The 23,026-nt window shown below is 37.7% G+C and carries 23 protein-coding genes; 13 read left to right on the plus strand and 10 right to left on the minus strand.

The features are described 5' to 3' along the window. Positions 1 to 246 precede the first annotated feature (246 nt). Entirely contained in the window at positions 247 to 1,536 is a 1,290-nt protein-coding gene (locus ACFILZ_RS01540) for an MFS transporter (RefSeq protein ID WP_375610171.1), read from the plus strand. Here the strand turns inward: ACFILZ_RS01540 and ACFILZ_RS01545 are convergent. From ACFILZ_RS01545 to ACFILZ_RS01555, 3 genes are read right to left on the minus strand one after another with little or no spacing between them, the layout of a single operon-like run. Further along, positions 1,533 to 1,796 carry a hypothetical protein gene (locus ACFILZ_RS01545; protein ID WP_375606467.1) on the minus strand — a complete coding sequence of 88 codons (264 nt, stop codon included), beginning with the start codon at positions 1,794 to 1,796 and terminating at the stop codon, positions 1,533 to 1,535. The two genes, ACFILZ_RS01540 and ACFILZ_RS01545, sit on opposite strands and share 4 nt — an antisense overlap. Further along, positions 1,786 to 1,965 (minus strand): hypothetical protein, encoded by a 180-nt coding sequence (locus tag ACFILZ_RS01550; RefSeq protein ID WP_375610170.1) that lies wholly within the window; start codon positions 1,963 to 1,965, stop codon positions 1,786 to 1,788. The genes ACFILZ_RS01545 and ACFILZ_RS01550 overlap by 11 nt, the downstream gene beginning before the upstream one ends. Continuing rightward, on the minus strand, positions 1,965 to 2,411 hold the full coding sequence (locus ACFILZ_RS01555; RefSeq protein WP_375606278.1) for a DNA polymerase III subunit chi: 447 nt from the start codon (positions 2,409 to 2,411) through the stop codon (positions 1,965 to 1,967). The genes ACFILZ_RS01550 and ACFILZ_RS01555 overlap by 1 nt, the downstream gene beginning before the upstream one ends. A gap of 397 nt (positions 2,412 to 2,808) precedes the next feature. Here ACFILZ_RS01555 and lptF point away from each other — a divergent pair, with 397 nt between their 5' ends. From lptF to rsmA, 6 genes are all read left to right on the plus strand, one after another. Further along, positions 2,809 to 3,999 carry an LPS export ABC transporter permease LptF gene (gene lptF / locus ACFILZ_RS01560; protein ID WP_375610169.1) on the plus strand — a complete coding sequence of 397 codons (1,191 nt, stop codon included), beginning with the start codon at positions 2,809 to 2,811 and terminating at the stop codon, positions 3,997 to 3,999. Next, on the plus strand, positions 3,996 to 5,087 hold the full coding sequence (lptG, locus tag ACFILZ_RS01565) for an LPS export ABC transporter permease LptG (RefSeq protein WP_375610168.1): 1,092 nt from the start codon (positions 3,996 to 3,998) through the stop codon (positions 5,085 to 5,087). Before lptF ends, lptG begins: the two co-directional genes overlap by 4 nt. Continuing rightward, positions 5,088 to 7,448 (plus strand): LPS-assembly protein LptD, encoded by a 2,361-nt coding sequence (locus ACFILZ_RS01570; RefSeq protein WP_375610167.1) that lies wholly within the window; start codon positions 5,088 to 5,090, stop codon positions 7,446 to 7,448. 109 nt (positions 7,449 to 7,557) lie between these two features. Next, positions 7,558 to 8,514 carry a SurA N-terminal domain-containing protein gene (locus ACFILZ_RS01575; RefSeq protein WP_375606282.1) on the plus strand — a complete coding sequence of 319 codons (957 nt, stop codon included), beginning with the start codon at positions 7,558 to 7,560 and terminating at the stop codon, positions 8,512 to 8,514. Beyond that, the gene (gene pdxA, locus ACFILZ_RS01580; protein ID WP_375610166.1) at positions 8,514 to 9,527 is read left to right on the plus strand and encodes a 4-hydroxythreonine-4-phosphate dehydrogenase PdxA; all 1,014 of its coding nucleotides are present in this window, start codon (positions 8,514 to 8,516) and stop codon (positions 9,525 to 9,527) included. Before ACFILZ_RS01575 ends, pdxA begins: the two co-directional genes overlap by 1 nt. Beyond that, positions 9,518 to 10,348, plus strand: a complete 831-nt coding sequence (gene rsmA, locus ACFILZ_RS01585; RefSeq protein ID WP_375606284.1) for a 16S rRNA (adenine(1518)-N(6)/adenine(1519)-N(6))-dimethyltransferase RsmA — start codon at positions 9,518 to 9,520, stop codon at positions 10,346 to 10,348. Before pdxA ends, rsmA begins: the two co-directional genes overlap by 10 nt. Before the next feature lie 29 nt (positions 10,349 to 10,377). Here rsmA and gmk read toward each other — a convergent pair whose 3' ends face one another. From gmk to ACFILZ_RS01620, 7 genes are all read right to left on the minus strand, one after another. Beyond that, positions 10,378 to 11,055, minus strand: a complete 678-nt coding sequence (gene gmk / locus ACFILZ_RS01590; protein WP_375610165.1) for a guanylate kinase — start codon at positions 11,053 to 11,055, stop codon at positions 10,378 to 10,380. Between the two features lie 293 nt (positions 11,056 to 11,348). Beyond that, positions 11,349 to 12,458: an endolytic transglycosylase MltG gene (mltG, locus tag ACFILZ_RS01595; RefSeq protein WP_375606286.1), complete on the minus strand. Its 1,110-nt coding sequence runs from the start codon at positions 12,456 to 12,458 to the stop codon at positions 11,349 to 11,351. Positions 12,459 to 12,553: 95 nt separating this feature from the next. After that, entirely contained in the window at positions 12,554 to 13,816 is a 1,263-nt protein-coding gene (fabF, locus tag ACFILZ_RS01600) for a beta-ketoacyl-ACP synthase II (RefSeq protein WP_375610164.1), read from the minus strand. A gap of 101 nt (positions 13,817 to 13,917) precedes the next feature. Further along, positions 13,918 to 14,154 (minus strand): acyl carrier protein, encoded by a 237-nt coding sequence (locus tag ACFILZ_RS01605; protein WP_004860281.1) that lies wholly within the window; start codon positions 14,152 to 14,154, stop codon positions 13,918 to 13,920. Positions 14,155 to 14,414: 260 nt separating this feature from the next. Then, the gene (gene fabG / locus ACFILZ_RS01610) at positions 14,415 to 15,152 is read right to left on the minus strand and encodes a 3-oxoacyl-[acyl-carrier-protein] reductase (RefSeq protein WP_375610163.1); all 738 of its coding nucleotides are present in this window, start codon (positions 15,150 to 15,152) and stop codon (positions 14,415 to 14,417) included. A gap of 18 nt (positions 15,153 to 15,170) precedes the next feature. Continuing rightward, positions 15,171 to 16,115, minus strand: a complete 945-nt coding sequence (gene fabD / locus ACFILZ_RS01615) for an ACP S-malonyltransferase (RefSeq protein WP_375610162.1) — start codon at positions 16,113 to 16,115, stop codon at positions 15,171 to 15,173. Positions 16,116 to 16,192: 77 nt separating this feature from the next. Next, complete coding sequence (locus tag ACFILZ_RS01620) at positions 16,193 to 16,780, minus strand: undecaprenyl-diphosphatase (protein ID WP_375606289.1); 588 nt, start codon at positions 16,778 to 16,780, stop codon at positions 16,193 to 16,195. A 346-nt stretch (positions 16,781 to 17,126) separates the two neighbouring features. Here ACFILZ_RS01620 and rpsF point away from each other — a divergent pair, with 346 nt between their 5' ends. The 6 genes from rpsF to radA all read left to right on the plus strand — a co-directional run bounded on the left by rpsF (position 17,127) and on the right by radA (position 23,001). Beyond that, positions 17,127 to 17,534, plus strand: coding sequence for a 30S ribosomal protein S6 (gene rpsF / locus ACFILZ_RS01625; RefSeq protein ID WP_375606290.1), 408 nt, complete (start codon positions 17,127 to 17,129; stop codon positions 17,532 to 17,534). After that, the gene (gene rpsR, locus ACFILZ_RS01630) at positions 17,534 to 17,782 is read left to right on the plus strand and encodes a 30S ribosomal protein S18 (RefSeq protein ID WP_375606469.1); all 249 of its coding nucleotides are present in this window, start codon (positions 17,534 to 17,536) and stop codon (positions 17,780 to 17,782) included. The genes rpsF and rpsR overlap by 1 nt, the downstream gene beginning before the upstream one ends. 149 nt (positions 17,783 to 17,931) lie before the next feature. Continuing rightward, positions 17,932 to 18,912, plus strand: coding sequence for a hypothetical protein (locus ACFILZ_RS01635; protein WP_375606291.1), 981 nt, complete (start codon positions 17,932 to 17,934; stop codon positions 18,910 to 18,912). A 25-nt stretch (positions 18,913 to 18,937) separates the two neighbouring features. Continuing rightward, positions 18,938 to 19,534 carry a 50S ribosomal protein L9 gene (gene rplI / locus ACFILZ_RS01640; protein ID WP_273791080.1) on the plus strand — a complete coding sequence of 199 codons (597 nt, stop codon included), beginning with the start codon at positions 18,938 to 18,940 and terminating at the stop codon, positions 19,532 to 19,534. A 593-nt stretch (positions 19,535 to 20,127) separates the two neighbouring features. Beyond that, a complete protein-coding gene (locus ACFILZ_RS01645) occupies positions 20,128 to 21,618 on the plus strand; it encodes a replicative DNA helicase (protein ID WP_375610161.1) in 1,491 nt (496 codons plus the stop codon). Positions 21,619 to 21,624: 6 nt separating this feature from the next. Further along, the gene (radA, locus tag ACFILZ_RS01650; RefSeq protein WP_375610160.1) at positions 21,625 to 23,001 is read left to right on the plus strand and encodes a DNA repair protein RadA; all 1,377 of its coding nucleotides are present in this window, start codon (positions 21,625 to 21,627) and stop codon (positions 22,999 to 23,001) included. The last annotated feature ends 25 nt before the right edge of the window (positions 23,002 to 23,026 follow it).

A 23,026-nucleotide genomic window follows, 5' to 3' on the forward strand; every position in this document is an offset into this window, starting at 1 on the left:
AATGTGAATGAGAACAGCGTTTATGGCTACGTATTTCCATCTTCTACAGCATTTAAAGCAGTGCCTTTATTCTATTCAATTTGTATAATCTATAGAACACTTAATTCATGCTCATCAGTCTATACTCATTGTCCTAATATAGAGGAAACGTCATAATATTGACTCGACACTGATTTGAAATTTTTATAACTATAGTTAGTTAATTCGTCATTTGATTTGTCATACACTGAAAGGGACATTCTATTCATGTCTACAAACTTAGAAATGCAAGATAAAAACAACAGAAATTCCCCTCGTCGCATTTTGTTTGCAAGCCTTATTGGCCCAACAGTTGAATTCTTTGATTTCTATGTCTTTGGCACTGCCGCAGCTCTCATATTTCCTCATGTGTTTTTTCCAACACAAAATGATCAGGTTGCCATTTTACAATCTTTCCTGATCTTTGGAGCAGCCTTTTTTGCTCGCCCTTTTGGATCAGTTGTTTTTGGACATTTTGGAGATAAAATTGGAAGAAAAGCAACACTTATCGCTTCTCTTCTCACCATGGGACTTTCAACAGTCACTATTGGTTTTCTTCCTACTTATGAAATGGCTGGGTGGTTTGCCCCTTTCCTGTTAACCTTATGCCGTATTGGACAGGGAATGGGATTAGGAGGAGAATGGGGAGGCGCTGTTTTGCTCGCAACAGAAAATGCCCCTCCAGAAAAGCGCGGCTGGTATGCGATGTTCCCCCAATTGGGCGTTTCAATCGGTTTGTTTTTATCTATTGCTGTTTATTTGGGTCTGCTGCATTTCCTTGATCGCGCTGAACTTTTAGCTTGGGGATGGCGCATTCCTTTTATTGCTTCAGTTGTTTTTATGATTATAGGATTATGGGTTCGTCTTTCAATCAATGAAACTGTGCAATTCAAAAAAACTCTTGAAAGTAAAGAACATGTCAAAGTGCCTATCATAGATGTCTTTTTAAAATGTCCACGAATCCTATTTCTTGGAATATTTTCTGGTATGGCAACTTTTGTTTTATTTTACTTGGTCACGACATATTTGTTAAGCTATTCAACAAACCATTTGCAATTGCCATTTCATCAAGCTCTTCAAGTCGAAATTGTCGGTGCTGTTTTCTGTGGAATTTTTACTGTCATCACTGGGAAACTCGCTGATCGTATTAGACGTAGAACTTTGATGATTTGGATTACAATCATCACCGGTATGTATTCTTTCGCAATTCCTTATTTCTTAAATTCTGGAGTTATGGGAGTCCTTGCAATGTCTGTCATTGGCTTGTCTCTCATGGGAATGATATACAGTCCTCTTGGTGCTGTTTTGGCTTCACCGTACCCAACAGCAATTCGTTATACTGGTTCTTCTATCACTTTCAATTTATCTGCTATCGTAGGAGCATCTCTTGCACCTTATATTGCAGAATATCTGGTACAACATTTCGATACGTCTTATCTCGGCTACTATTTGCTTTTTGCTTCTTTTATTTCACTGATTTGCTTCGTCGGATTTACAGAGGATGAAATATCCAACTAAAATATAATAACGAAGAATAAAATAAGGACTGGCAGCGAAAATGCTGCCAGTTTCATTTTTAAAGACATGGGTTGAGGTATCTTCCACCACAATATTCCCGCAAACAATGCACTCAAAAAGAAAAATAAAAAATCTGCAATATTGCTTATATAAGAAACAGCAAACATTTCTGATAAGATATGCGTCGTCCCCAACCATGAAACGCAAAAGAAGGCCAACATCACAGCCCATAAAACAAGCAAAATTCGATCAATAATCATCATTATGGTGTTTCGTTTTTTTAATTATAGTCCATATATTTAACATGCCTAAAAGAAAAATCACAATAAAAACCCAACGCCCTCCCCCTGATCCTTCCGTAATAAAAAGTGCTGGATTTACTATTCCTACCACTCCTATAAAAATCAGAACAACAGATACGAAACGCATTAAATTTGTTTTTCCCAACGATGATCTTCAGTCTGTTGCCAATACGTTAAATTATGATTTTCCATTTTATATTTTTTCCACTGTGCACGAACGAGATTCAACTGCTCTTCACTTTTACCATCAAATATCACGACAAGTCGTTGATAAGCATCAATATCCGAACAAACAGCTCCCTCTATGAGAAAACGAATCTTTGAATCATTCGGATTTTCTTGTCCTGTTGTAAGAAATACAGGCTGAAAGTTTGGATATTGATCACACTCCGTTCCATGTCCAATAAATGATTCATCAGTATAAACCCATAAATGTATATCTATAGAATCGCGTTGTTCTTTACTCACACACTGTATTGTTACTTTACCAAAACGAGCCAATGCACGCTCCACAAGCGTCGGCAAAATATCCTTCAGCGTTGACTGCGTCAAATGATAGAATAAAATATCCAATCTCTTAAGCCTTCATCATTCTTTATAAAAAAGCTAATATCTTTTTAAAAAAACTTCTATACCCCTAATACAAAGGAAACGGTTCAAGATATAAACCCTCTTTTTTGATTGAGATGCATTATCTCTTTGCACGTATCTTTAAAAGACAATAATTTTTATTTTCAACGTTAATAAAAAAGTTTTTTAAGTTATTTTCCAGATTCTTTGTAGACTATAGTTGAAAATAAAATATAATGTACGGAAAATTTAAAGAGGACCTCATAGGCAATTTTATATTATTTATTTGGTAAAAATATCCAATTCATGAAAGGATATTTTTTCAAACTTTATTACATTTTAACCGAAAGCAGTAAGAATATTTGCTATCGAATTAAAAACTGAGGATTTTCCCCAATTTATGCGTATTATTGAGTTCTACATCCTGAAACGTGTCCTTGTTTTGTTTAGTTCTGTCATGATTGCAGCAGTGGGCGTTAGTTGGACTATACAAATTCTTGCACGGATAAACTTTCTCACAACAAGTAAACAAACACTCCTCACAGTCTTACAATTTTCACTCTCATTGGTTCCTTCTGTTGTTTTTCTGGTCATTCCGTTTGCATTAGTGATCGCAATTACAACCATCCTCTCAGCAATGCATCAAGACTCAGAATTTGCTGTCATCAATGCCTCTGGTTTTCCTAAAAGTACTGTCTGGAAACCTATCCTTCTTCTTGCTATTGTTGCATCCTGTATCTCCTTTTCTATAGCTAATTTTGTTGTTCCTCAAGCGCGTCTTCATATGCGACAAATGCTAGCAAGCGCTCGTTTTGATCTTATCAATCTATTCATTAGTGAAGGGAGCTTTCAAAAACTCGCCAATAACCTTTACATAGAAATTGGCGAACGAAATCCAAATGGAACACTTGAACGCCTTTTCATTGCCGACCAGCGTGATCCTAAGACTGATCTTTTTTATTATGCAACAGACGCATCCATTGTGAGCAATAAAAACGGCAGTTTTCTGGTTCTCAATAACGGTGAAATAGAAAGAGTCAATCATCAAAATAACAGTGTTTCAATCGTGCAATTTAGCTCATATACTTTTAGCCTAGGAGAGTTTATCCCCAGTGATAAAACACCTACTCTTTATCCAAAAGATCGGTCTCTTTCTTATTTACAAAACCCTGACCCAAAAGACCCCTACTATCAACGAAAACCACTCCAATATAAAGCTGAATTTCACCGCAGATTAACACAATGGCTCTACCCTATTGTTTTTTCACTTATTGCATTAGCAGCGGCAGGGGATGTACGCTCCCATCGACAAGCTCGTCATTCCGCAAATCTCTCGGCAATTGCCCTCTCTTTTCTGGTATATTGGATAGGATATTTTTTCGCAGAAAAAGCAAAAAGCGATCTTGCATACGTTCCTTTCCTTTATATTATACCTATAGGAACAAGTGCATTTGTCTTTTTTATGCTTTTAACGAATCATAAAATTGGGCTTCCCACAAAAGTTAATGAGATACTTCAAATCGCTTTTCAAAAAATAATGAACAAATTTGAACATCGAAAATCTCAAGATTCCTCGGATAAAATATCATGATTGGGTGGACACTTGGACGATATTTTTTTATACGTTATCTTAAAATAACTTGTTATTTCTGGGGAAGCATTTTTGTTCTTGCTCTTTTAATCGATTTCACAGAGAATTCCGGTAGGCTATCTTCCCTTGCGCATTATACAGCAAAAGATGCATTTTTCCTCTCTGTTTTACGCATCCCTTTTATCATGCAACAACTTATCCCTTTCATTGCACTCTTTTCTGCAATGGCAACGCTTATCTCGCTCAACAAAAAACTTGAACTTGTGGTGACTCGTTCAATCGGTGTTTCTGCATGGCAATTTCTTATGCCAGCTTGTTTTGGAGCTTTTCTTTTAGGATTATTTTCAATTCTTCTTATTAATCCACTTGCTGCATGGGGATTTTCTCAAGCAGAAAAAAAGATGACTGAATGGCGCAATCACAATGTACTAACACCTCTTCACAATACAAGTATCCACTGGTTAACACAACGTACAAATTTAGGCAGAACAACCATTGGTGCTAAATCTATCTCCGATCAAGGACTTTCTCTTCTCGATGCAACCTTTGTACAATACAATGATAATGCAACCGTTAAAAATTGGATTAATGCCCCAAAAGCAACTTTGACTAATGGATTTTGGCTATTAACAAATGGAACAATCTATAAAATAGGGCATCCTCCTGAAAAATTTACCATGTTGCAAATAAAAACCAATCTAAAACCTGAATTTTTAACGGAACGTTTAGTGAATCCCGCAACTATTCCATTTTACCAATTGCCCCAAAAAATTATGATTGCACGTTCATTTGGCTATTCTGCTCATAATTTTGATATGTATTTCCAATCTTTGATTGCATTACCGGCATTGCTTGTGGCAATGACCCTCATTGCAGCAACTGTATCTTTAAATTTTACACGTTTTGGGCAATCTAGAATGTTGATTCTTGGTGGCGTGATAGCTGGGTTTATGCTTTATGTTATTTCCGTACTTGTCCAAGCTTTTGGTAATGCTGGATATATTCCACCAATTATTGCAGCTTGGACACCCGTTGTTATTGCGTTATTCTTAGGAATCTCTTTTTTGCTTCATAAAGAGGATGGCTAAGTGAAGGCATTAACACTTAAAAAAACTATTTTAACAAAATTAAGTGCTCTCGCTTTTAAAAGTATTGTGGGGGTTATTTTAGGAGGTGCTTTGTCTTATTGTGCGCACGCTCAAAGCCTTCAATCTCCTTCTCAAAGTCGCATTCAAAATCCGGAACCTCCTCTTTTGCTCTCTGCGGATGAACTCATCTACAATCGTGATGAAAACACTGTTTCTGCACACGGTAATGTCCAAATCGAATATGATGGCAATAAAGTTGTCGCTCAAAAAATTATTTACAATCAAAAAACAGGACGGCTTATAGCACAAGGGAACGTTGAAATTACTCAAAAGGATGGTAATAAAATTTATTCCAACCAAATTGATATGACCAAAGATCTTGGCGAGGGTTTTGTAAACGCCTTACGTATTGATACAGCCAACAATGTTCACTTTTCAGCCCAAAATGCTACACGCAAACACAATCACATAACAGTCTTTGAAAATGCAACCTATACAGCCTGTGAACCTTGCTCTTATAAACCAGATCGAGACGTCTTATGGAAAATTAAAGCAAGAAAGATCATATGGAATAATAGCGTCAAAAAAATTCGGTTTGAAAATAGCAGTTTTGAAGTTTTTGGTGTACCGATTATAAAATTTCCAAATTTTGAGATCTATGATCCAACTGTCAGGCGTGCTAGCGGTCTGCTTACTCCTCATTTTTTTTATACCAATGATCTCGGCATGGGGATAAAGAATTCTTATTTCTGGAATCTCGCTCCTCATTACGATTTCACACTTTCTTCTACGGTTTATACCCAACAAGGGCTTTTGACCGAAGGGGAATGGCGTCAACGTTTTAAAACGGGCCGTTATAACATTCGCTTTGCTTATATATATCAAATAAAACCGCATAAATTTGATAATGATACAATTGATGCACAGTATAAAAATCGTTATATGCTGGCAACAAAAGGGGACTTTCGTATTAATTCACACTGGACTTATGGATGGGATATTCTTGCACAGTCAGATCGGCATTTTAGTCGTGCCTATAAACTTGAAAACTATAACAATCCTACACAACTTTCTCAGATCTATCTGAATGGTCTTGCAGGAAAAAATTATTTTGATATGCGTTTTTATCATTTTAAAGTTCAAGATTTGATATTGAATGATCCTCATTATGAACGTCACTCTCGGCAAGCGTGGGTTCTACCACGCATCGATTATACTTTCACACCAGATGAACCCATTTATAATGGAGAGCTCACCTTCCATAGTAATATGCAATCAATTTATCGTCGTCATGCTGATTTCAGTTCACCCGACAAGAACGCAAATTCTCTCAACATAGTAAGACTTTCTGGTATAGCTGGAAATAGTTTGCGGTTAACAAACGAGCTTCAGTGGAAAAAGCGCTTCAACACGCACAATGGACTCATCTTAACCCCCCTCCTCTCTCTACGAGCCGATATCATTACAACCAATGTACGTGAAAATCATGATTCTTCTATAAAAAACACTATGTTATCCGAAGTTCGTGGTTCAGCAATTCGTGGCATGGCAACAGCAGGGTTAGAACTACGCTATCCCTTTCTCATTACAGCTGATCATTCTACACATATCATAGAACCAACCGCACAAATTTTCATACGCAATAATGAACAATATATCGGACAAATTCCTAATGAAGATGCTCAAAGCTTTGTATTTGATGCAACTACTCTCTTTCAACGGGATAAATTTTCTGGTTATGATCGTGTAGAAGGTGGCACAAGAGCCAATATAGGTCTAAGATACTCTGGAAGCCTTAATGATAATTGGTCTCTTTATGGTCTCATTGGACAATCCTTTCATCTAGCAGGAAAGAATTCTTTTGCAGAAAAGGACTTTATCAATGTCGGTACTCATTCTAGCTTAGAGGCAAAACGTTCAGACTATGTTGCAATGTTTGGTACAACCCATAAAAGTGGTTTTTCCTTAGAAACGCGTGGACGCTTTGACAAAAAAACAGGAAAAATCCGCCGTAGTGAAATCGAAGCATCACAAAAATGGCAAAATTTTTGGGCGGCTCTACAATATGCCTATATCGCAAAGCAACCAGATTATGAATATTCTCAAGAGCGCCAAGAAATTTCTTTTCAAACAGGACTTAAATTGGCAGATTATTGGTCCATTAATAGCAACGCCGGTTATGATTTAGTATCTGGTACATTTATAAAGCGAGGAATTAGCTTGAGTTATATGGATGAATGTTTCGGGTTAACATTCGGTTATCAACAGGTAACGAATCCAGGCAGGAAAGCACCCTTGCAAAACTTTAATTTCTCTCTTTCATTGCGTACGATTGCAGATATCGGAAAAAAGATAGATTAATTTATAAAGGGAATGTATCAGTCATTTAACTTATCATTGTTTTTATGAAAGAAAGCGTGTATTTTAAGTTGTTGATGAGAATTAATAAACAATGCGAAAGCCTATTTATATGAATAAATTGAAAAAGCGTTTTCTTGCTTTATTTTATATTGCGTCTTTGAGCGTAAGTAGCCTGTTAATAAATGGATTTTTGATTCCGACAGTCTTTGCGCAGACTTCTATTGTTGTTACAGTTAATGGCAACCCCATCACAAATTATGATATACAAAGGCGCCTTGCTTTTCTCAGATTACAACAAAAGCAAGGCAATTTGGTGGCACAGGCTAAAAAAGAGCTTGTTGACGAAAAGCTAAAAAATATTGAAATAAAACGTCTTAATATTGAAGTAAGCAATGATGAAGTTGATAAAGCTTTTGAGAATTTTGCAACACAAAATAATATGACGATTGATCAGCTCAACCAGATTCTGATCCAAACTGATATCACTGTGCAACACTTTAAAGATTACATCCGTGGACAAATAGGATGGGGACGTCTTGTTAGCGCACGCTATCAATCTGAAACAGGTATGATTAGTGAACAAGAAGCTGTACGCAGAATATTAAAAAATGGTGGTGTAAAACCTTCAACCAACGAATATACATTACAGAGAATTGTTTTTGTCATTCCAGCACATCGTCGTTCAGAAATCTTTGAAAGACGTCAAAGAGAAGCAAGTAATTTTCGCGCACATTTCCGTGGATGTGCAAATGCTCACAATCAAGCAAAAGGTATTTTAGACGTTACTATCCGTCACTTAGGAAAGTTTCTGGAGCCCCAACTCCCCAGTGCATGGGAACAAGCTATTCTTGCAACACCTGCTGGAAAAATGACAAAATTACAAGAAACATCTGATGGAATCGAAGCAATTGCTGTCTGCAAAATAAAGAGAGTTTCTGATGATTATGTCGCTCGGCTGATCTTTTCTCTTCAAGATAGTAAAAAAAGAAGCCCGCAAAAACTTGAAGAATTAAGCGACAAATATTTAGAAGAACTGCGCCGAGTGGCGCGTATTCAAAATTCATAATGGCTATTCTTGTTGTTAGCGGTGGTGATCCTGCCGGAATTGGTCCTGAAATAGTACTAAAAGCGTGGAATTTGCGTGTTACGCATAAAATTCCACCTTTTGTACTTCTTGCTGATCCAGATGTTATTCGTTCGCGCGCTCGTTTTTTACAGATTGATGTTGAGGTGCAATCTGTTTTAATCAATAATCCTACAAAAAATTTTCAAAACGCCCTTCCTATCATACCGTTAAAAAACAAACAAAGTGATCAATTAGGTATACCTTCATCGAATAATGCTGCTGGAATCATTGAAGCGATTAAACGCAGTGTTCAATTGATTCAAAATGGCCATGCATGTGCACTAATCACTTGTCCTATTGCAAAAAAAAATCTTTATGATGCTGGTTTTCAATTTCCAGGTCATACAGAATTTTTAGCCGATTTGGCATATAAAGCTTTTCATAAATGTTATCATCCCGTTATGATGTTAGCAGGACCTCGATTAAAAACGGTACCAATTACTGTTCATATTCCATTCAAAGATGTTCCTTCACAGCTTACCCGTGATTTAATTATTCAAACGGTACTTATTACTGAATGTGACTTAAAAACACGGTTTAAAATAACATCACCCCGACTAGCTGTTGCTGGTCTTAATCCTCATGCTGGAGAAGGAGGTGCAATGGGAAAAGAAGATATTGAAGTTATCACTCCTGCTATTGAATATCTTAAAAAGAAAGGACTCAATATTGCAGGCCCGCTGCCTGCCGACACAATGTTCCATGAATGCGCAAGAAAGGCATATGACGTTGCCATTTGTATGTATCATGATCAAGCCCTTATCCCTGTTAAAACATTAGACTTTGATACCACCGTTAATGTTACATTAGGTTTACCTTTTATTCGTACGTCTCCAGATCACGGGACTGCTTTTGACATTGCTGATAAAGGGATAGCCTCTCCCGAAAGCTTTATTGCTGCTCTTAAACTTGCAAATCAACTTGCAAAAAATAGTTTGAACCCATGCCAATAGATAATCTTCCTCCTCTGCGTGAGGTTATTGATATATATGGATTACAAGCACATAAATCTTTGGGGCAAAATTTTCTTTTTGATCTTAATTTAACCTCTAAAATTGCTCATCAAGCAGGAAATATAGAAGGAAAACCTGTTATTGAAGTTGGGCCTGGTCCTGGAGGTCTCACACGTGCCTTGCTGGCAAAGGGCGCCATTGTAATAGCAATAGAACGCGATGAGCGTTGTATACCGGCTCTCTTAGAAATAGAAAAACACTATCCTCAAAAATTAAAACTTATTTGTAATGATGCTCTGAAGCAAGATTTCTCAAAACTCTTTGAAACAAGCCTAGAAAAACCACGCATTATTGCAAACCTTCCCTATAATATTGGAACACAACTCTTATTAAATTGGCTTTTGTCTGAACCATGGCCTCCTTTTTATGAGTCAATGACATTGATGTTCCAACGTGAAGTTGCCAAACGGATTACGGCTCAACCTCACTCTGCTCACTATGGACGCCTTAGTGTTTTAGCTGGCTGGCGTACCGTTGCTAAAATTGCTTTTGATGTTCCACCTCAAGCCTTTATACCAGCGCCTAAAGTAACCTCTTCCGTTGTTCATATTATTCCGCGCCCCCGCCCTCTTGCCTGCTCTGCACAAAAACTAAGCCTCATTACAAAAACTGCTTTTGGACAAAGACGAAAAATGCTTCGTCAAAATCTCAAAACACTTGGAGGTGAAGAGCTGTTAGAAAAAGCTGGAATTGATGGAAGACGCCGTGCTGAAACACTCTCGGTTTCTGAATTTGTAACTTTAGCGCATCTAGTGCTCTAAAAAATGCACTTTTTGTTTTGCATTCTTTTTTAATAAAGGCATTTATCGATCTTTTCAGCAATAAGCCCATCAACAAAAGAGGCAAGATAAGAACAGCGCTCGCGTTTTGTGGTTTCAGCTAAATAAATTGACTTAATCAAAGATAAAGACTGATCTAAATCTTCGTTAATCACGACATAATCATAAGAATGCCAATGCTTCAATTCCGTTCGTGCATTTTCCAATCGTAAATTGATGATATCTTGACTATCTTCGGCTCGACGATGTAAACGCGAAACAAGCTCTTTCATTGATGGTGGAAGAATAAAAACAGATACAGTGTCTCCTAGCATTTTTTTTTGCAGCTGCTTAGTACCCTGATAATCAATATCAAATAGCATATCACGGCCGGTATTCAATGCTTTTTCAACAGTTTCACGTAAAGTGCCATAATAATTCCCGTGAACTTCTGCCCACTCAATAAATTCATCCCTATCACGCTTATATTTAAACTCTTCCTTTGAAATAAAGTAATAATGCAGCCCATCTACTTCACTAGGACGCCTTTTCCTTGTGGTCATACTTACGGAAAGCTCTAATTGTCCCTCTTTTAGAAGTAATCGAGAAATTGTTGATTTACCAGCGCCTGAAGGTGAAGAGAGAATAAATAAAAAACCGCGGCGTTGATTTGTTTTTATGGCATTGAATTTACTTTCAAAGGCTGTCATCACACCACTCTACTTTGTTTATAAATTTTTCTTCAAAATTTAAATAATACATTACCTCAATATTTCTCCCAACCAATGGTATTTGCTTTAGCAGCTAGATCTCAATGTTATCCTGTTCTTCCATTAAAATAATTTATTAGCAGTATATTTATTTCTTTCTTAAATATTTTTATCCATACGCTAAGCTCTCTTGTAGCATACAAGAAAATGATTTTTATAATTCTTATAAAAAAATTTTACTATACTTTGGATTTTCATTTTACGATGCAAACAGATACGTTATTATTATAAATTTAATGTCTTGCCTTTAATTCTCGCCACTTGCGAACATTCATATTATGTTCTTCTAAAGTTCGAGAAAAGACATGCCCTCCTGAACCATCAGCAACAAAATAAAGTGCATCACTGCTTGGTGGATGTGCTACCGCTTTCAAAGAATCTCGACCTGGATTTGCAATAGCCGTTGGAGGCAAACCATTAATTTTATAAGTATTATAGGGTGTTTCCTTCTCAAGATCTGAACGATAAATCGCACGACCGGATGGTTTTCCTTTTCCTCCGAAGAGACCATAAATTACTGTTGGATCCGATTGAAGACGCATATGCTTTGTAAGGCGGTTATAAAATACCGCAGCAACCATTGGTCTTTCTGCTGCAATTCCCGTTTCTTTCTCAACAATTGAGGCTAATATAACAAATTCATCAATTGATTTAATAGGTAAATCAGGTGAACGCGTAGCCCATATAGCATGAATTAATTTTGTCTGTCCTTCACGCAATCTGTTTACAATCTCTTTACGCGTTGTCCCCCGAATAAAACGAACAGTATCCGTCATTAAACAGCCTTCTGGAGGCAAAATTTTTGGAAGGTCTCCAATCAAAATTTCATTCGCAGCTAATCGATCGAAAACTTGCTGAACCGTTAAACCTTCAGGTACTGTAAATGTATACTCTATAGATTTTCCTTTCACAAGAATATCCATAATATCCTGCATCGAAGCATGAGCTGGAATTAAATATTCACCAGCCTTCAGATGCGTTGTTTTTTGGTGATAACCAACCCCATAAACAAAGATATCTGATGATCGAATGAAACCACGTTTTTCTAGCAATGAAGCAATTTCACGAATTCCGGTACCAGGATGGATAAGAACAATTTGTTCTTCCTCAATTTTTCCCTTTTCTTCAAAAATACTTTTTCCAATATAAAGAGGAATACTTATGCCAAAAAGAATAATCACAATCAGCATAAGAAAAAAATTACCGAGAACAACCAATGGATTACGGACGATAGATGATTTCTTTCGTTTTTTATGTATTAACATGTCATAACTATCTGCTAAATGATTCGAAGAGGAATCACTTACGTCCTTTAATGGTTTTCCATTTTTCACATCGGACATAACCCCTCATAGCGATTAAGGATAATATTATAATTTCTCATTCACCTTATAATAAAGTAGAAAACTCAAAAGAAGAAATTAAATAAAAATACTTATTATCCTCTAAAACGTTGTATCACCAACGATGCATTTGTCCCACCAAATCCAAAAGAATTAGAAAGAATCGTATCAATCTTTCGTTCACGCGGTTTGTGTGGTACAAGGTCGATTTTTGTTTCAATCGATGGATTGTCAAGATTCAGTGTCGCTGGGGCTATATTATCCCGTATAGCTAAAATAGAAAAAATAGCCTCAGCAGCACCGGCTGCACCAAGTAAATGCCCGATAGATGATTTCGTTGATGACATAGAAACTTGTGGTGCATAACTCCCTAAAACACGCTCAACAGCCGCTAGCTCTATGGAATCAGCCATCGTAGATGTACCATGAGCATTAATATAATCAAGTTCACTCACATTCACTTGTGCACGCTTAAGAGCAGCTATCATACTACGCTGAGCCCCTTCACCACTTTCTGAAGGTGCTGTAATGTGGTAAGCGTCACCAGATAAACCATAGCCAATAATCTCAGCATAAATACGCGCCCCTCGTTTTTTGGCATGTTCCAGCTCTTCTAAAACAACAACAGCTGCTCCTTCCCCCATCACAAAACCATCACGATCAGTATCATAAGGACGTGACGCCCGTTCAGGATCATCATTGCGACAAGTAGAAAGAGCTCTACAAGCTGCAAAACCTGCAAGAGATATCCGATTTATCGGAGATTCAGTCCCCCCTGCCACCATGACATCTGCATCACCAAACATAATCAAACGTGCCGCATCACCAATCGCATGCGCCCCTGTCGAACAAGCCGTTACAACAGAATGATTAGGCCCCCGTAAACCATATTGAATAGACACATAACCAGAAGCAAGATTAATCAAACGACCTGGAATAAAAAAGGGAGAAACACGACGTGGGCCCTTATCACGAAGCGTATAACCAGCTTCAACAATGCCCTCAACTCCCCCAATTCCCGAACCAATTAACACACCTGTACAAATCTGATCTTCATCACTCTTAGGAAACCATTCGGCATCTGCAAGCGCTTGGTTAGCAGCAGCCATTGCATAAACAATAAATGCATCAACTTTACGTTGCTCCTTAGGTTCCATATACAAATCAGCATTATAGGTCCCCTCTGTTCCATCCCCTAAGGGGATACGCGCAGCAATCTGGCATGGCAAATCTGATACATCAAATTCAGTGATACGTCGGACACCACTTCTTCCTTCAAGAAGTCGTTTCCAACTATATTCAATATTACCAGCTAATGGAGATACCAATCCTAAACCAGTAACAACAACACGTCTCATAACTTCTAACCTTGAACTAAACTTCACCTCTCAAAGCTCTCTTTTCAAAAGAACTCCGAAGAATATAGGCAAAAGCAATTTATGCCTTTGCCCTTTAGTAATCACGCAGAAGCTTTATCAATGAACTTGACTGCATCACCAACGGTGAAAATCGTTTCAGCAGCTTCATCTGGAATTTCTACCCCAAACTCTTCTTCAAAAGCCATAACGAGTTCAACCGTATCAAGGCTATCAGCCCCTAGATCATCGATAAAGCTTGCATTTTCTACAACTTTATCAGCATTAACCCCAAGATGTTCCACGATAATTTTCTTAACGCGCTCTACTGTATCACTCATGTTGAAATCCTCGAATTTATATTTCCTATAATTTGGTTAACTATATCGGTTCATCTAATCAAGCAATAGATGCATTACTTTAAAAGATTTTAGTAATGATTTAAAACATCCTGTGGATATCCCCTACAAAATGAACCAATCTGACATTCCGACATCAATTGATTAACGACCATATTAAAGAAATAGATGCATCTATCCATTTCAATCGTTACTATCTAAAATAATACAATTCATAAATCAATGTGGAATAAAATAAATACTCATATCATTGCCATTCCACCATTGATATGGAGTGTTTGACCTGTCGTATAGGCTGCTTCATCGCTTGCTAAATAAACAGCAGCAGTAGCTATTTCTTGCCCACTTCCCATACGCTTCATTGGAATCGCAGCCATAATGGCTTCTTTTTGCTTTTCATTAAGCTTGTCTGTCATTGCAGATTTAATAAATCCTGGAGCAATACAATTGACAGTGATATTTCGCGAAGCAATTTCTTGTGCCAATGCTTTAGAAAAACCTATCAAGCCTGCTTTTGCAGCACAGTAATTCGTTTGTCCAGGATTTCCCACAACACCAACAACAGATGTAATGTTAATAATTCTTCCATAACGGCGGCGCATCATAGAATGTATTAATTCACGCGTCAAAAGAGAAGCAGCTGTTAGGTTAACTTCTAAAACATCATCCCAGCCTTTATCTTGCATACGCACAAAAAGACCATCCCTAGTGATTCCCGCATTGTTAACCAAAATATCGACGCCATCCATTTTTCTCTCTGCAACTTCAGCCAATTGTTTAATCGATTGGCGTTCAGAAAGATTAGCGGGAAATACAAAAACATTCTGCCCTAATTCTGCCGCCACTTCTCTGAGCTTTTCTTCACGTGTTCCATGAAGTCCAACAATGGCTCCTTGTGCATGAAAGCAGCGTGCAATTGCCTCACCAATTTCTCCCGAAGCCCCCGTTACAAGAGCTTTACGCCCTGTTAATCTAAACATTTTTTAACTCCTTATAGATTAAACGCCAAGCATGCCTAGCGCTGATTCTATTTCATCAACTGTTCCAATTGTTACCCCCTTTATATCTTTGTTAATACGACGCGTTAAACCTGTTAATACTTTTCCAGAACCAACTTCAAAAAGCGTATCAACCCCATTCGCAGCGATCCATTCTATTGTTTCACGCCATCGCACCCTCCCAGTCACTTGTTGGACAAGAAGAGTAGTAATACGCTCTGGATTGCTCTCAGGTGCAACAGAAACATTGGCAATCAAAGGAACAATAGGGGACATTTTGTTAACAGTCAAAAGTGCTTTCTTCATGGCATCAGCAGCAGGTTGCATTAAAGATGAATGAAAAGGTGCAGAAACAGGAAGAAGAAGTGCACGTTTTGCACCTTTTGTTGATGCAATCTCTACCGCTGCCTCAACTGCTTTTGCTTTACCGGAAATAACAATTTGCCCACCACCATTATCATTAGCAATCTGACATAGTCCTTCTCCAGAAACAGTTTCGCAAATTTCTTCCACAATGTGCTCTTCCAAACCAATCAATGCAGCCATAGAACCTTCACCAACCGCAACAGCAGCCTGCATAGCATTGCCACGAATACGCAAAAGTCTTGCCGTATCTGTGAGAGTAAATGTACCAGCAGCACAAAGAGCCGAATATTCGCCTAAAGAATGGCCAGCAACAAATCTTACCTTTTCTTCTATACGAAGCCCTAATTGTTTCATCACACGAATGACAGCCATAGATACAGCCATTAATGCCGGTTGTGCATTTGCTGTTAACGTTAAAACATTTGCTGGTCCTTCAAAAATGATCTTTGATAATTTCTCACCCAAAGCATCATCAACTTCCTCGAAAACCATCCGCGCTGCAACAAATTGCTCTGCAAGCGCTTTCCCCATACCAACAAGTTGACTCCCCTGCCCTGGAAAAACAAAAGCTGCACCCATTTATCAACTCCTAAAACTGTACAATTAAATTATTTTCTTTTGACCTTATTCATCCGCACAAATCAAGATAAAGCCCTTTATTTAAAACGAATACCACACTTAAAATTATATTTTAAGGGTGGAATTTGATATAAAAACTTAGGAAAATATGGTGCTATAAACTGAATAACACTCAAACTTATAAGACTTCCTAAAACTATACCTGCTAAAATATCAAAAGGGTAATGTACACCCACAAAGATGCGCGCCCAACAGATTAAGAATAAAAACACCACAGCAAATCTAAAAGCCACTTTGTATCGGTAAAAATAAAAGTTAGCTGTATAAGATGCAATGGTCAAGGCATGATTACTAGGAAAAGAAGCTGTTGCACGATGTTGAATCAGGGGTGTTGTCAGCCCTACAACGAATGGGCGTGGATGAAAGTAAAAAAGAGAAATGAGATAGCCTATGAAAAGAGAAGTACAAATGCTCATGCAAGTGCTTAGCACGACACATCGTTCCCTTTCTCTACCACAAAACCACAACGCAAAAAGATGAATAGGAATGATGTAAATTAAAAACTTTGCACAAAAAATGCTAAACAAAACTAAAATCGACCAAGATTGATGATTGCCGACAAACATTTCAAAGAGTGAAACATCAATCTGGTTTAAAAAGTCCATTTTTCTCTCCTTATTTTTATAGTGTTACAGAACTATCTCTTTGTAGAAGAGGGAAATATATTGAAAATATATCAAGATTTAATAAATCAATTTTTTTATGTGCGTAAACTTGCTATTTTTAAAGATAACCTGTAGATATGGAGTGTTCGTTGCCGGTACTTTAGCTGGAGGTTGAACGGAGGGCTTTGAAATCAGTAGGAAATACAATGTTTCCGACCTCCCGTGTCTCCGCTCTGAGATGTCTCGAATTGTAAACGCGTCCTTTCTTCTTTGGATTTCCAAAAAAGACAAGTCGCAGAGGCTTTGCGCTAAAACCGGTGGAATTTAATTGAAGAAAGGCAAAACAATGGCTCTTTATGAACATATGTTCCTTGCTCGACAAGACATTGCACCGCAACAAGTTGATGAACTTTTGAGTCTCTACAAAGGTGTCATTGAAGCGCAGGGTGGAAAAGTTGGGCGTGTAGAAAATTGGGGACTTCGTCCTCTTGCTTACCGTATTCGAAAAAACCGTAAGGCTTATTATGTATTGGTCAATATTGATGCACCAGCTACAGCAATTGCTGAAATGGAGCGTCAGATGCGCATCAATGAGGATGTTTTGCGTTACATGACCATTCGTGTAGAAAAACATGAAAAAGAAAAATCTGCTATGCTCTCACATCTTGATCGCAATAGCCACATTGGTCATGATGAGGAGCGTTCTCGTTCCCCGCGTCGTCAACGTGAAAATGCTATAGAAGGGGTAGAATGATGACTGATACTAATCAAAACTCTGCACGTCGCCCCTTTCATCGCCGTCGCAAAACATGTCCTTTTTCAGGAGTTAATGCACCGAAAATTGATTATAAAGATATCAAATTGTTACAACGTTATATCTCTGAACGTGGAAAAATTGTTCCTTCACGGATTACAGCTGTTAGTCAAAAAAGACAGCGTGAATTAGCTAACGCTATCAAACGTGCTCGCTTTTTAGGCTTACTTCCGTACGTTATAAAGTAAGTGATCAATACGCTATGCAACTGGAGAGTTTATCCAGTTGCTTTTCTTATATGGTTAAAAAATAGCTTGTTGTATCCTATGTTAAGCTATTAAATGTCAAAGTTGGGGTATTGACACGCCTCTAACTGCAGAAAGCAGGACAGCAATAAATGAAAAAAAATCGTACTTATGAGATATTAACCGGTATTTTGGCAGGATTATTTGCTGTTGTGATAGGAATGGCAATCATCAGTGTTGCAAATATCGCGCCCTTTTTTTCTCTTCTTCTTGGCTGCTTTCTTTCATTGCCAATTTTTATTGTCGCGTTCGGTCAAGGAACATTAGCCAGTCTCATCGCCCTCATAAGTGCCACTGTTGTTCTTATCATAACCACTAATACCTATATTGCTCTTGGCTTTATGTTCTTATTTTTCCTTCCTGCTGTCTATGCTTCTTGGCTTCTTGGGCTTGCACGACCAGCGCAAAAAGAAAACGAACTGATGTGGTATCCATTATCATCGGTTATTTTTCATTTAACTAATTTTATCGCTCTTATAGCAACTTTCATTGGGCTCTATGTTCAAACACGTCCTTCCACACCCATCGTTGCAAAAAAAATCACCGAAAACATAGCACAAACTCTGCAACAAACACAGTCAATAAAAGAAGCCGATATACGCGCTTTTAATGAGCTTTTAATGACGCATACAGCAACTTTTACTGCTTTTTCTTTGACTATTTATAGTTTGGTTTTTCTCATTGGTAACCTTTACTTTTCCATGATAGCAGCACAACATATGAAATGGCTGAAAAGACCCCGTGATGATTGGAGCCAAACTCTCCGCCTTCCAATTTCTGGAATTATTATTTTTATTATTGTTTGCATAGCATCGATGGTTGAGTTGAGCGCTTCTCTTAACTTGAGTACACTTGTCTTTAGTACTGCATACACTGTCATCATATTAATTAGCGGTCTAGCATATCTTCATAATATTACAAAAGGGGTAAACGGTCGGATTATTATACTTTCTCTTGTTTATATTGCTATTTTAACAGTCGTTTTTACTCCACCTATTGTTTTCATGATGCTTTTGATGGGAATTTGGGCTGCTATTCAATACAATTTTCAATCACGCAAAAAACTCCACTAAATTTATTTGTTCGAAAGGAAAAACTATGGATATTATTTTACTTGAGCGCATTCCTCGTCTTGGTCAGATGGGTGATATTGTCTCAGTTAAAGATGGTTATGCGCGTAATTTTCTCTTGCCTCAAGGTAAAGCTTTACGCGCAAATGAAGCTAATAAAAAACATTTTGAGGTACAACGTGCACAACTTGAAGCACGTAATCTTGAACGCAAAAGCGAAGCGCAAAAAATTGCTGAAAAACTTGATGGACAATCATTCATTGTTGTTCGTTCTGCTGGTGAAACAGGACAACTTTATGGTTCTGTGTCAACACGTGATATTGCTGAAATCATAACAGATGAAGGCTTTTCTATTGGAAGAAATCAAATCGAACTTAATCATCCAATAAAAATGATCGGTCTTCACACTATCACTCTTAGTTTACATCCAGAAGTTCAAATTTCTGTGATTATTAACGTTGCGCGTTCTACCAGTGAAGCACAACGCCAAGCAGAAGGTGAAACTCTCACTTCGGCTAAAGAAATATATAATATTCAAGAAGAATTATTAGAAGAAAGTCAGGAAGAATTATTGGCAGAAGAAATTAATGACAACGATATAAACAGTTCTCATCAAGAAGCTTAATTGCTATTTTTTCTTTCTGTTTTATATTTTTTATTCCATTTTAAATATCGCTCATAAAATACTCACACTTTAAAAGTGAGTATTTTATGACTATCGTACGTAAAGAACCTAATTTTTATGAAAGAATTAGAAATATACTATTTAAAAGCATTACATGCCGAGAATGATAATATCACTAAGAGGAAATGTCTTTTGTTTTCCAGCATATAAAGCAAAAATAATTTAAAGTTTTACCCTTAAGGATAAAGTTTATATGAGCGTTAGGCTGATTATATCCTCACATGATCTGAAATAATTTCAGTTATAAAAAAATAATTCTACTTAAACAGATATTGGAATTTTAAGGTTAAGTAACTTAAAAATACTTAAATTTAGAGTAGAAAAACTTCCACTTTAAAATCACATATTATAAAATAAAATAGATAGACGTTATATAAATAATACACAAATGATAAATGAGGAACGAAAGAGAGTTTTAAAAAATTATATAATTTTAACTTAAAATGAAGATTTGTAGCTCTATCCTTTTAATTATACGATTTTCAATTTATCACCTAAAGTAGCTAGACTTAGAATTTTAGTGGAAAAATATTATGGAAGAAACTAACGTTGTTAATGTCAGCTCTTCAAAGAAAGAGGATTCTCCTTCTTTTCGGCAACTTCCGCATAATATTGAAGCTGAACAGGCATTGCTTGGTGCCATCTTTATCAACAATGATTCTCTTGACCGCGTTTCAGATTTTCTAAAACCAGAACATTTTTTTGAACCATTGCATCAAAAAATTTATCATGTTTTATCTCACCTTATTAAAATAGGAAAACGTGTAGATCCAGTTACAATCAAACCCTATATCCAAATGGAAGAGAAAATTGGAGATATTACTGTATACCAGTATGTTGTTCGCTTAGCCACAGAGGCAGTCACTATTATTAACGCTGAAGATTATGGACGCGTCATTTACGATCTCTTTATCCGACGATCTTTGATTAACCTTGGAACTCAAGTTGTCAATACAGCCTTTGATGCTCCTGTAGAACTCACGCCTACCCAACAAATTGAAACTGTTGAAAATCAGTTATTTGAGCTAGCAGAAAAAGGGAAATATGGAGGTGGATTTGAAAATTTTAATGAGGCTATTAAAAAAGCTATCGATATGGCAAGTGCTGCGAAAAAGCGCTCTTCACAATTATCAGGGATAGCCACCCATATTAAAACACTTGATGAAAAAATGGGAGGATTACAAGCATCTGACTTAATTATCCTTGCGGGCCGCCCTGGTATGGGTAAAACCTCACTGGCTACCAATATTGCCTTTAATATTGCTAATGCTTATAATCGTAATGCCAATATCCAAGAAAATGAAGGCGGCATTGTGGGATTCTTCTCACTTGAGATGTCATCCGAACAGCTTGCAACCCGTATTATTTCTGAACAAACAGAAGTCTCTTCTTCTGATATTCGGCGTGGCAATATTTCAGATGAACAATTTTCAAAAATTATTCGTGCGGTGAACCAACTACAAAAGGCACCACTTTATATTGATCAAACTGGGGGAATATCAATTACGCAATTAGCTGCTCGTGCGCGGCGTCTCAAGCGGCAACATGGTTTAGATATCTTGTTTATTGACTATATCCAACTCATGACAAGCAGTTCAAAGCGTTCATCAGAAAATCGTGTTCAAGAGATCACAGAAATTACCACAGGATTAAAAGCATTAGCAAAAGAATTGAATATTCCTATTATCGCTCTCTCTCAACTTTCTCGTCAAGTAGAAAATAGAACAGATAAACGTCCACAGCTCTCAGATTTACGTGAATCTGGTTCAATTGAGCAAGATGCCGACATCGTTCTGTTTGTCTATCGCGAAGAATATTATCTCAAAAATGAAGAACCAAAACTAGGTAGCTTGGAACATACGAAATGGCAAGAAATAATGGACAAAGCTTTTGGAAAAGCTGATGTTATTATTGCAAAACAGCGCCATGGGCCGACAGGAATCGTGCCCCTTGCCTTTCAATCTGATTTCACACGCTTTAGTGATCTGGCCGATAGCAATTACCTTCCAGAGCAAATTGGTTAAATCGACATGGCGCGTAATCGTATTCAATTTATCTGTCAAAATTGCGGAACCATCCATTCTCGTTGGGCAGGGAAATGTAGCGCCTGTGGGGAATGGAATTCTCTTGTTGAAGAAAATATAAATGGCGGCATAGGAAGTGGTCCTAAGCAGAATGCTCGTAAAGGACGCATTGTCACACTCACATCTCTTTCTGGAAATATCGAAGATGCTCCACGTATTCATTCTGGTATTGCTGAACTTGATCGTGTTACCGGTGGGGGCTTTGTCCGTGGATCAGCACTCCTTGTTGGAGGTGATCCGGGTATTGGTAAATCAACATTGCTAACACAAACAGCTGCTGCTTTATCACGTAAAGGATATAATGTCATCTATGTTTCAGGTGAAGAGGCTATTGCGCAAATTTGTCTGCGCGCACAAAGGCTTGAAGCTAACAATACAGAAGTGAAACTTGCTGCTGAAACCAATGTTGAAGATATTCTGGCAACCTTAAGCGAACATAAAAACCTTGATATGGTGATTATCGATTCGATTCAAACCCTATGGTCAGATACAGCAGATTCAGCACCTGGCACTGTCACACAAGTACGTATCGGTGCTCAGGCAATGATCCGCTTTGCCAAGAAAACAGGAGCCGCCGTTGTTCTTGTTGGGCATGTTACAAAAGATGGACAAATTGCTGGTCCTCGAGTCGTTGAACATATGGTTGATGGCGTTCTCTATTTTGAGGGTGAAGGTGGACATCATTATCGCATTCTTAGAACTGTAAAAAATCGCTTCGGGCCAACAGATGAAATTGGTGTCTTTGAAATGTCTGATAAAGGATTACGCGAAGTGATAAATCCATCCGAATTGTTCTTAGGAGAACGTAATGAAAAAGCACCAGGCGCTGCTGTTTTCGCCGGCATGGAAGGAACACGCCCGATACTCGTAGAAATTCAAGCGCTTGTTGCTCCTTCTTCCCTTGGAACACCAAGACGTGCAGTTGTCGGATGGGATGGAAATCGTCTTTCTATGATTCTTGCCGTTTTAGAAGCCCATTGTGGCATTCGTTTTGGACAGCATGATGTCTATCTGAACGTGGCAGGTGGATATCGCATATCAGAACCCGCTGCTGATTTAGCTGTAGCCGCTGCTTTGGTATCCTCTCTTGCCAATATTCCTTTGCCAACAAATTATGTATATTTTGGTGAAGTCAGTCTTTCAGGAGCTACCCGCGCTGTTGCACATTCAGCACAGCGCATCAATGAAGCAAAAAAACTCGGCTTTCAGGGAGCCTTTCACCCCACAACAACAACCGAAATGATGAATTCGCTCAACTTTCAACAAAAAACTTTCTCCGACCTTCCCGAACTCGTTGCTACTCTTACTGTAAGTAAAAAATGATCTGTACCACAGATATGATAATATA

This window comes from Bartonella sp. AP40SXNS (assembly GCF_042195825.1).
Lineage (GTDB): Bacteria > Pseudomonadota > Alphaproteobacteria > Rhizobiales > Rhizobiaceae > Bartonella.

Coding starts and splice junctions, on each gene's coding strand:
- radA (WP_375610160.1), top strand. CDS start 21,625: ATGGCGCGTAATCGTATTCAATTTATCTGTCAAAATTGCGGAACCATC.
- ACFILZ_RS01550 (WP_375610170.1), bottom strand. CDS start 1,965: ATGCGTTTCGTATCTGTTGTTCTGATTTTTATAGGAGTGGTAGGAATA.
- fabG (WP_375610163.1), bottom strand. CDS start 15,152: ATGTTTAGATTAACAGGGCGTAAAGCTCTTGTAACGGGGGCTTCGGGA.
- rpsR (WP_375606469.1), top strand. CDS start 17,534: ATGACTGATACTAATCAAAACTCTGCACGTCGCCCCTTTCATCGCCGT.
- lptF (WP_375610169.1), top strand. CDS start 2,809: ATGCGTATTATTGAGTTCTACATCCTGAAACGTGTCCTTGTTTTGTTT.
- gmk (WP_375610165.1), bottom strand. CDS start 11,055: ATGACAGCCTTTGAAAGTAAATTCAATGCCATAAAAACAAATCAACGC.
- pdxA (WP_375610166.1), top strand. CDS start 8,514: ATGGCTATTCTTGTTGTTAGCGGTGGTGATCCTGCCGGAATTGGTCCT.
- rsmA (WP_375606284.1), top strand. CDS start 9,518: ATGCCAATAGATAATCTTCCTCCTCTGCGTGAGGTTATTGATATATAT.
- ACFILZ_RS01620 (WP_375606289.1), bottom strand. CDS start 16,780: ATGGACTTTTTAAACCAGATTGATGTTTCACTCTTTGAAATGTTTGTC.
- fabF (WP_375610164.1), bottom strand. CDS start 13,816: ATGAGACGTGTTGTTGTTACTGGTTTAGGATTGGTATCTCCATTAGCT.
- lptG (WP_375610168.1), top strand. CDS start 3,996: ATGATTGGGTGGACACTTGGACGATATTTTTTTATACGTTATCTTAAA.
- ACFILZ_RS01605 (WP_004860281.1), bottom strand. CDS start 14,154: ATGAGTGATACAGTAGAGCGCGTTAAGAAAATTATCGTGGAACATCTT.
- rpsF (WP_375606290.1), top strand. CDS start 17,127: ATGGCTCTTTATGAACATATGTTCCTTGCTCGACAAGACATTGCACCG.
- ACFILZ_RS01645 (WP_375610161.1), top strand. CDS start 20,128: ATGGAAGAAACTAACGTTGTTAATGTCAGCTCTTCAAAGAAAGAGGAT.
- mltG (WP_375606286.1), bottom strand. CDS start 12,458: ATGTCCGATGTGAAAAATGGAAAACCATTAAAGGACGTAAGTGATTCC.
- ACFILZ_RS01575 (WP_375606282.1), top strand. CDS start 7,558: ATGAATAAATTGAAAAAGCGTTTTCTTGCTTTATTTTATATTGCGTCT.
- ACFILZ_RS01540 (WP_375610171.1), top strand. CDS start 247: ATGTCTACAAACTTAGAAATGCAAGATAAAAACAACAGAAATTCCCCT.
- fabD (WP_375610162.1), bottom strand. CDS start 16,115: ATGGGTGCAGCTTTTGTTTTTCCAGGGCAGGGGAGTCAACTTGTTGGT.
- ACFILZ_RS01545 (WP_375606467.1), bottom strand. CDS start 1,796: ATGATTATTGATCGAATTTTGCTTGTTTTATGGGCTGTGATGTTGGCC.
- rplI (WP_273791080.1), top strand. CDS start 18,938: ATGGATATTATTTTACTTGAGCGCATTCCTCGTCTTGGTCAGATGGGT.
- ACFILZ_RS01635 (WP_375606291.1), top strand. CDS start 17,932: ATGAAAAAAAATCGTACTTATGAGATATTAACCGGTATTTTGGCAGGA.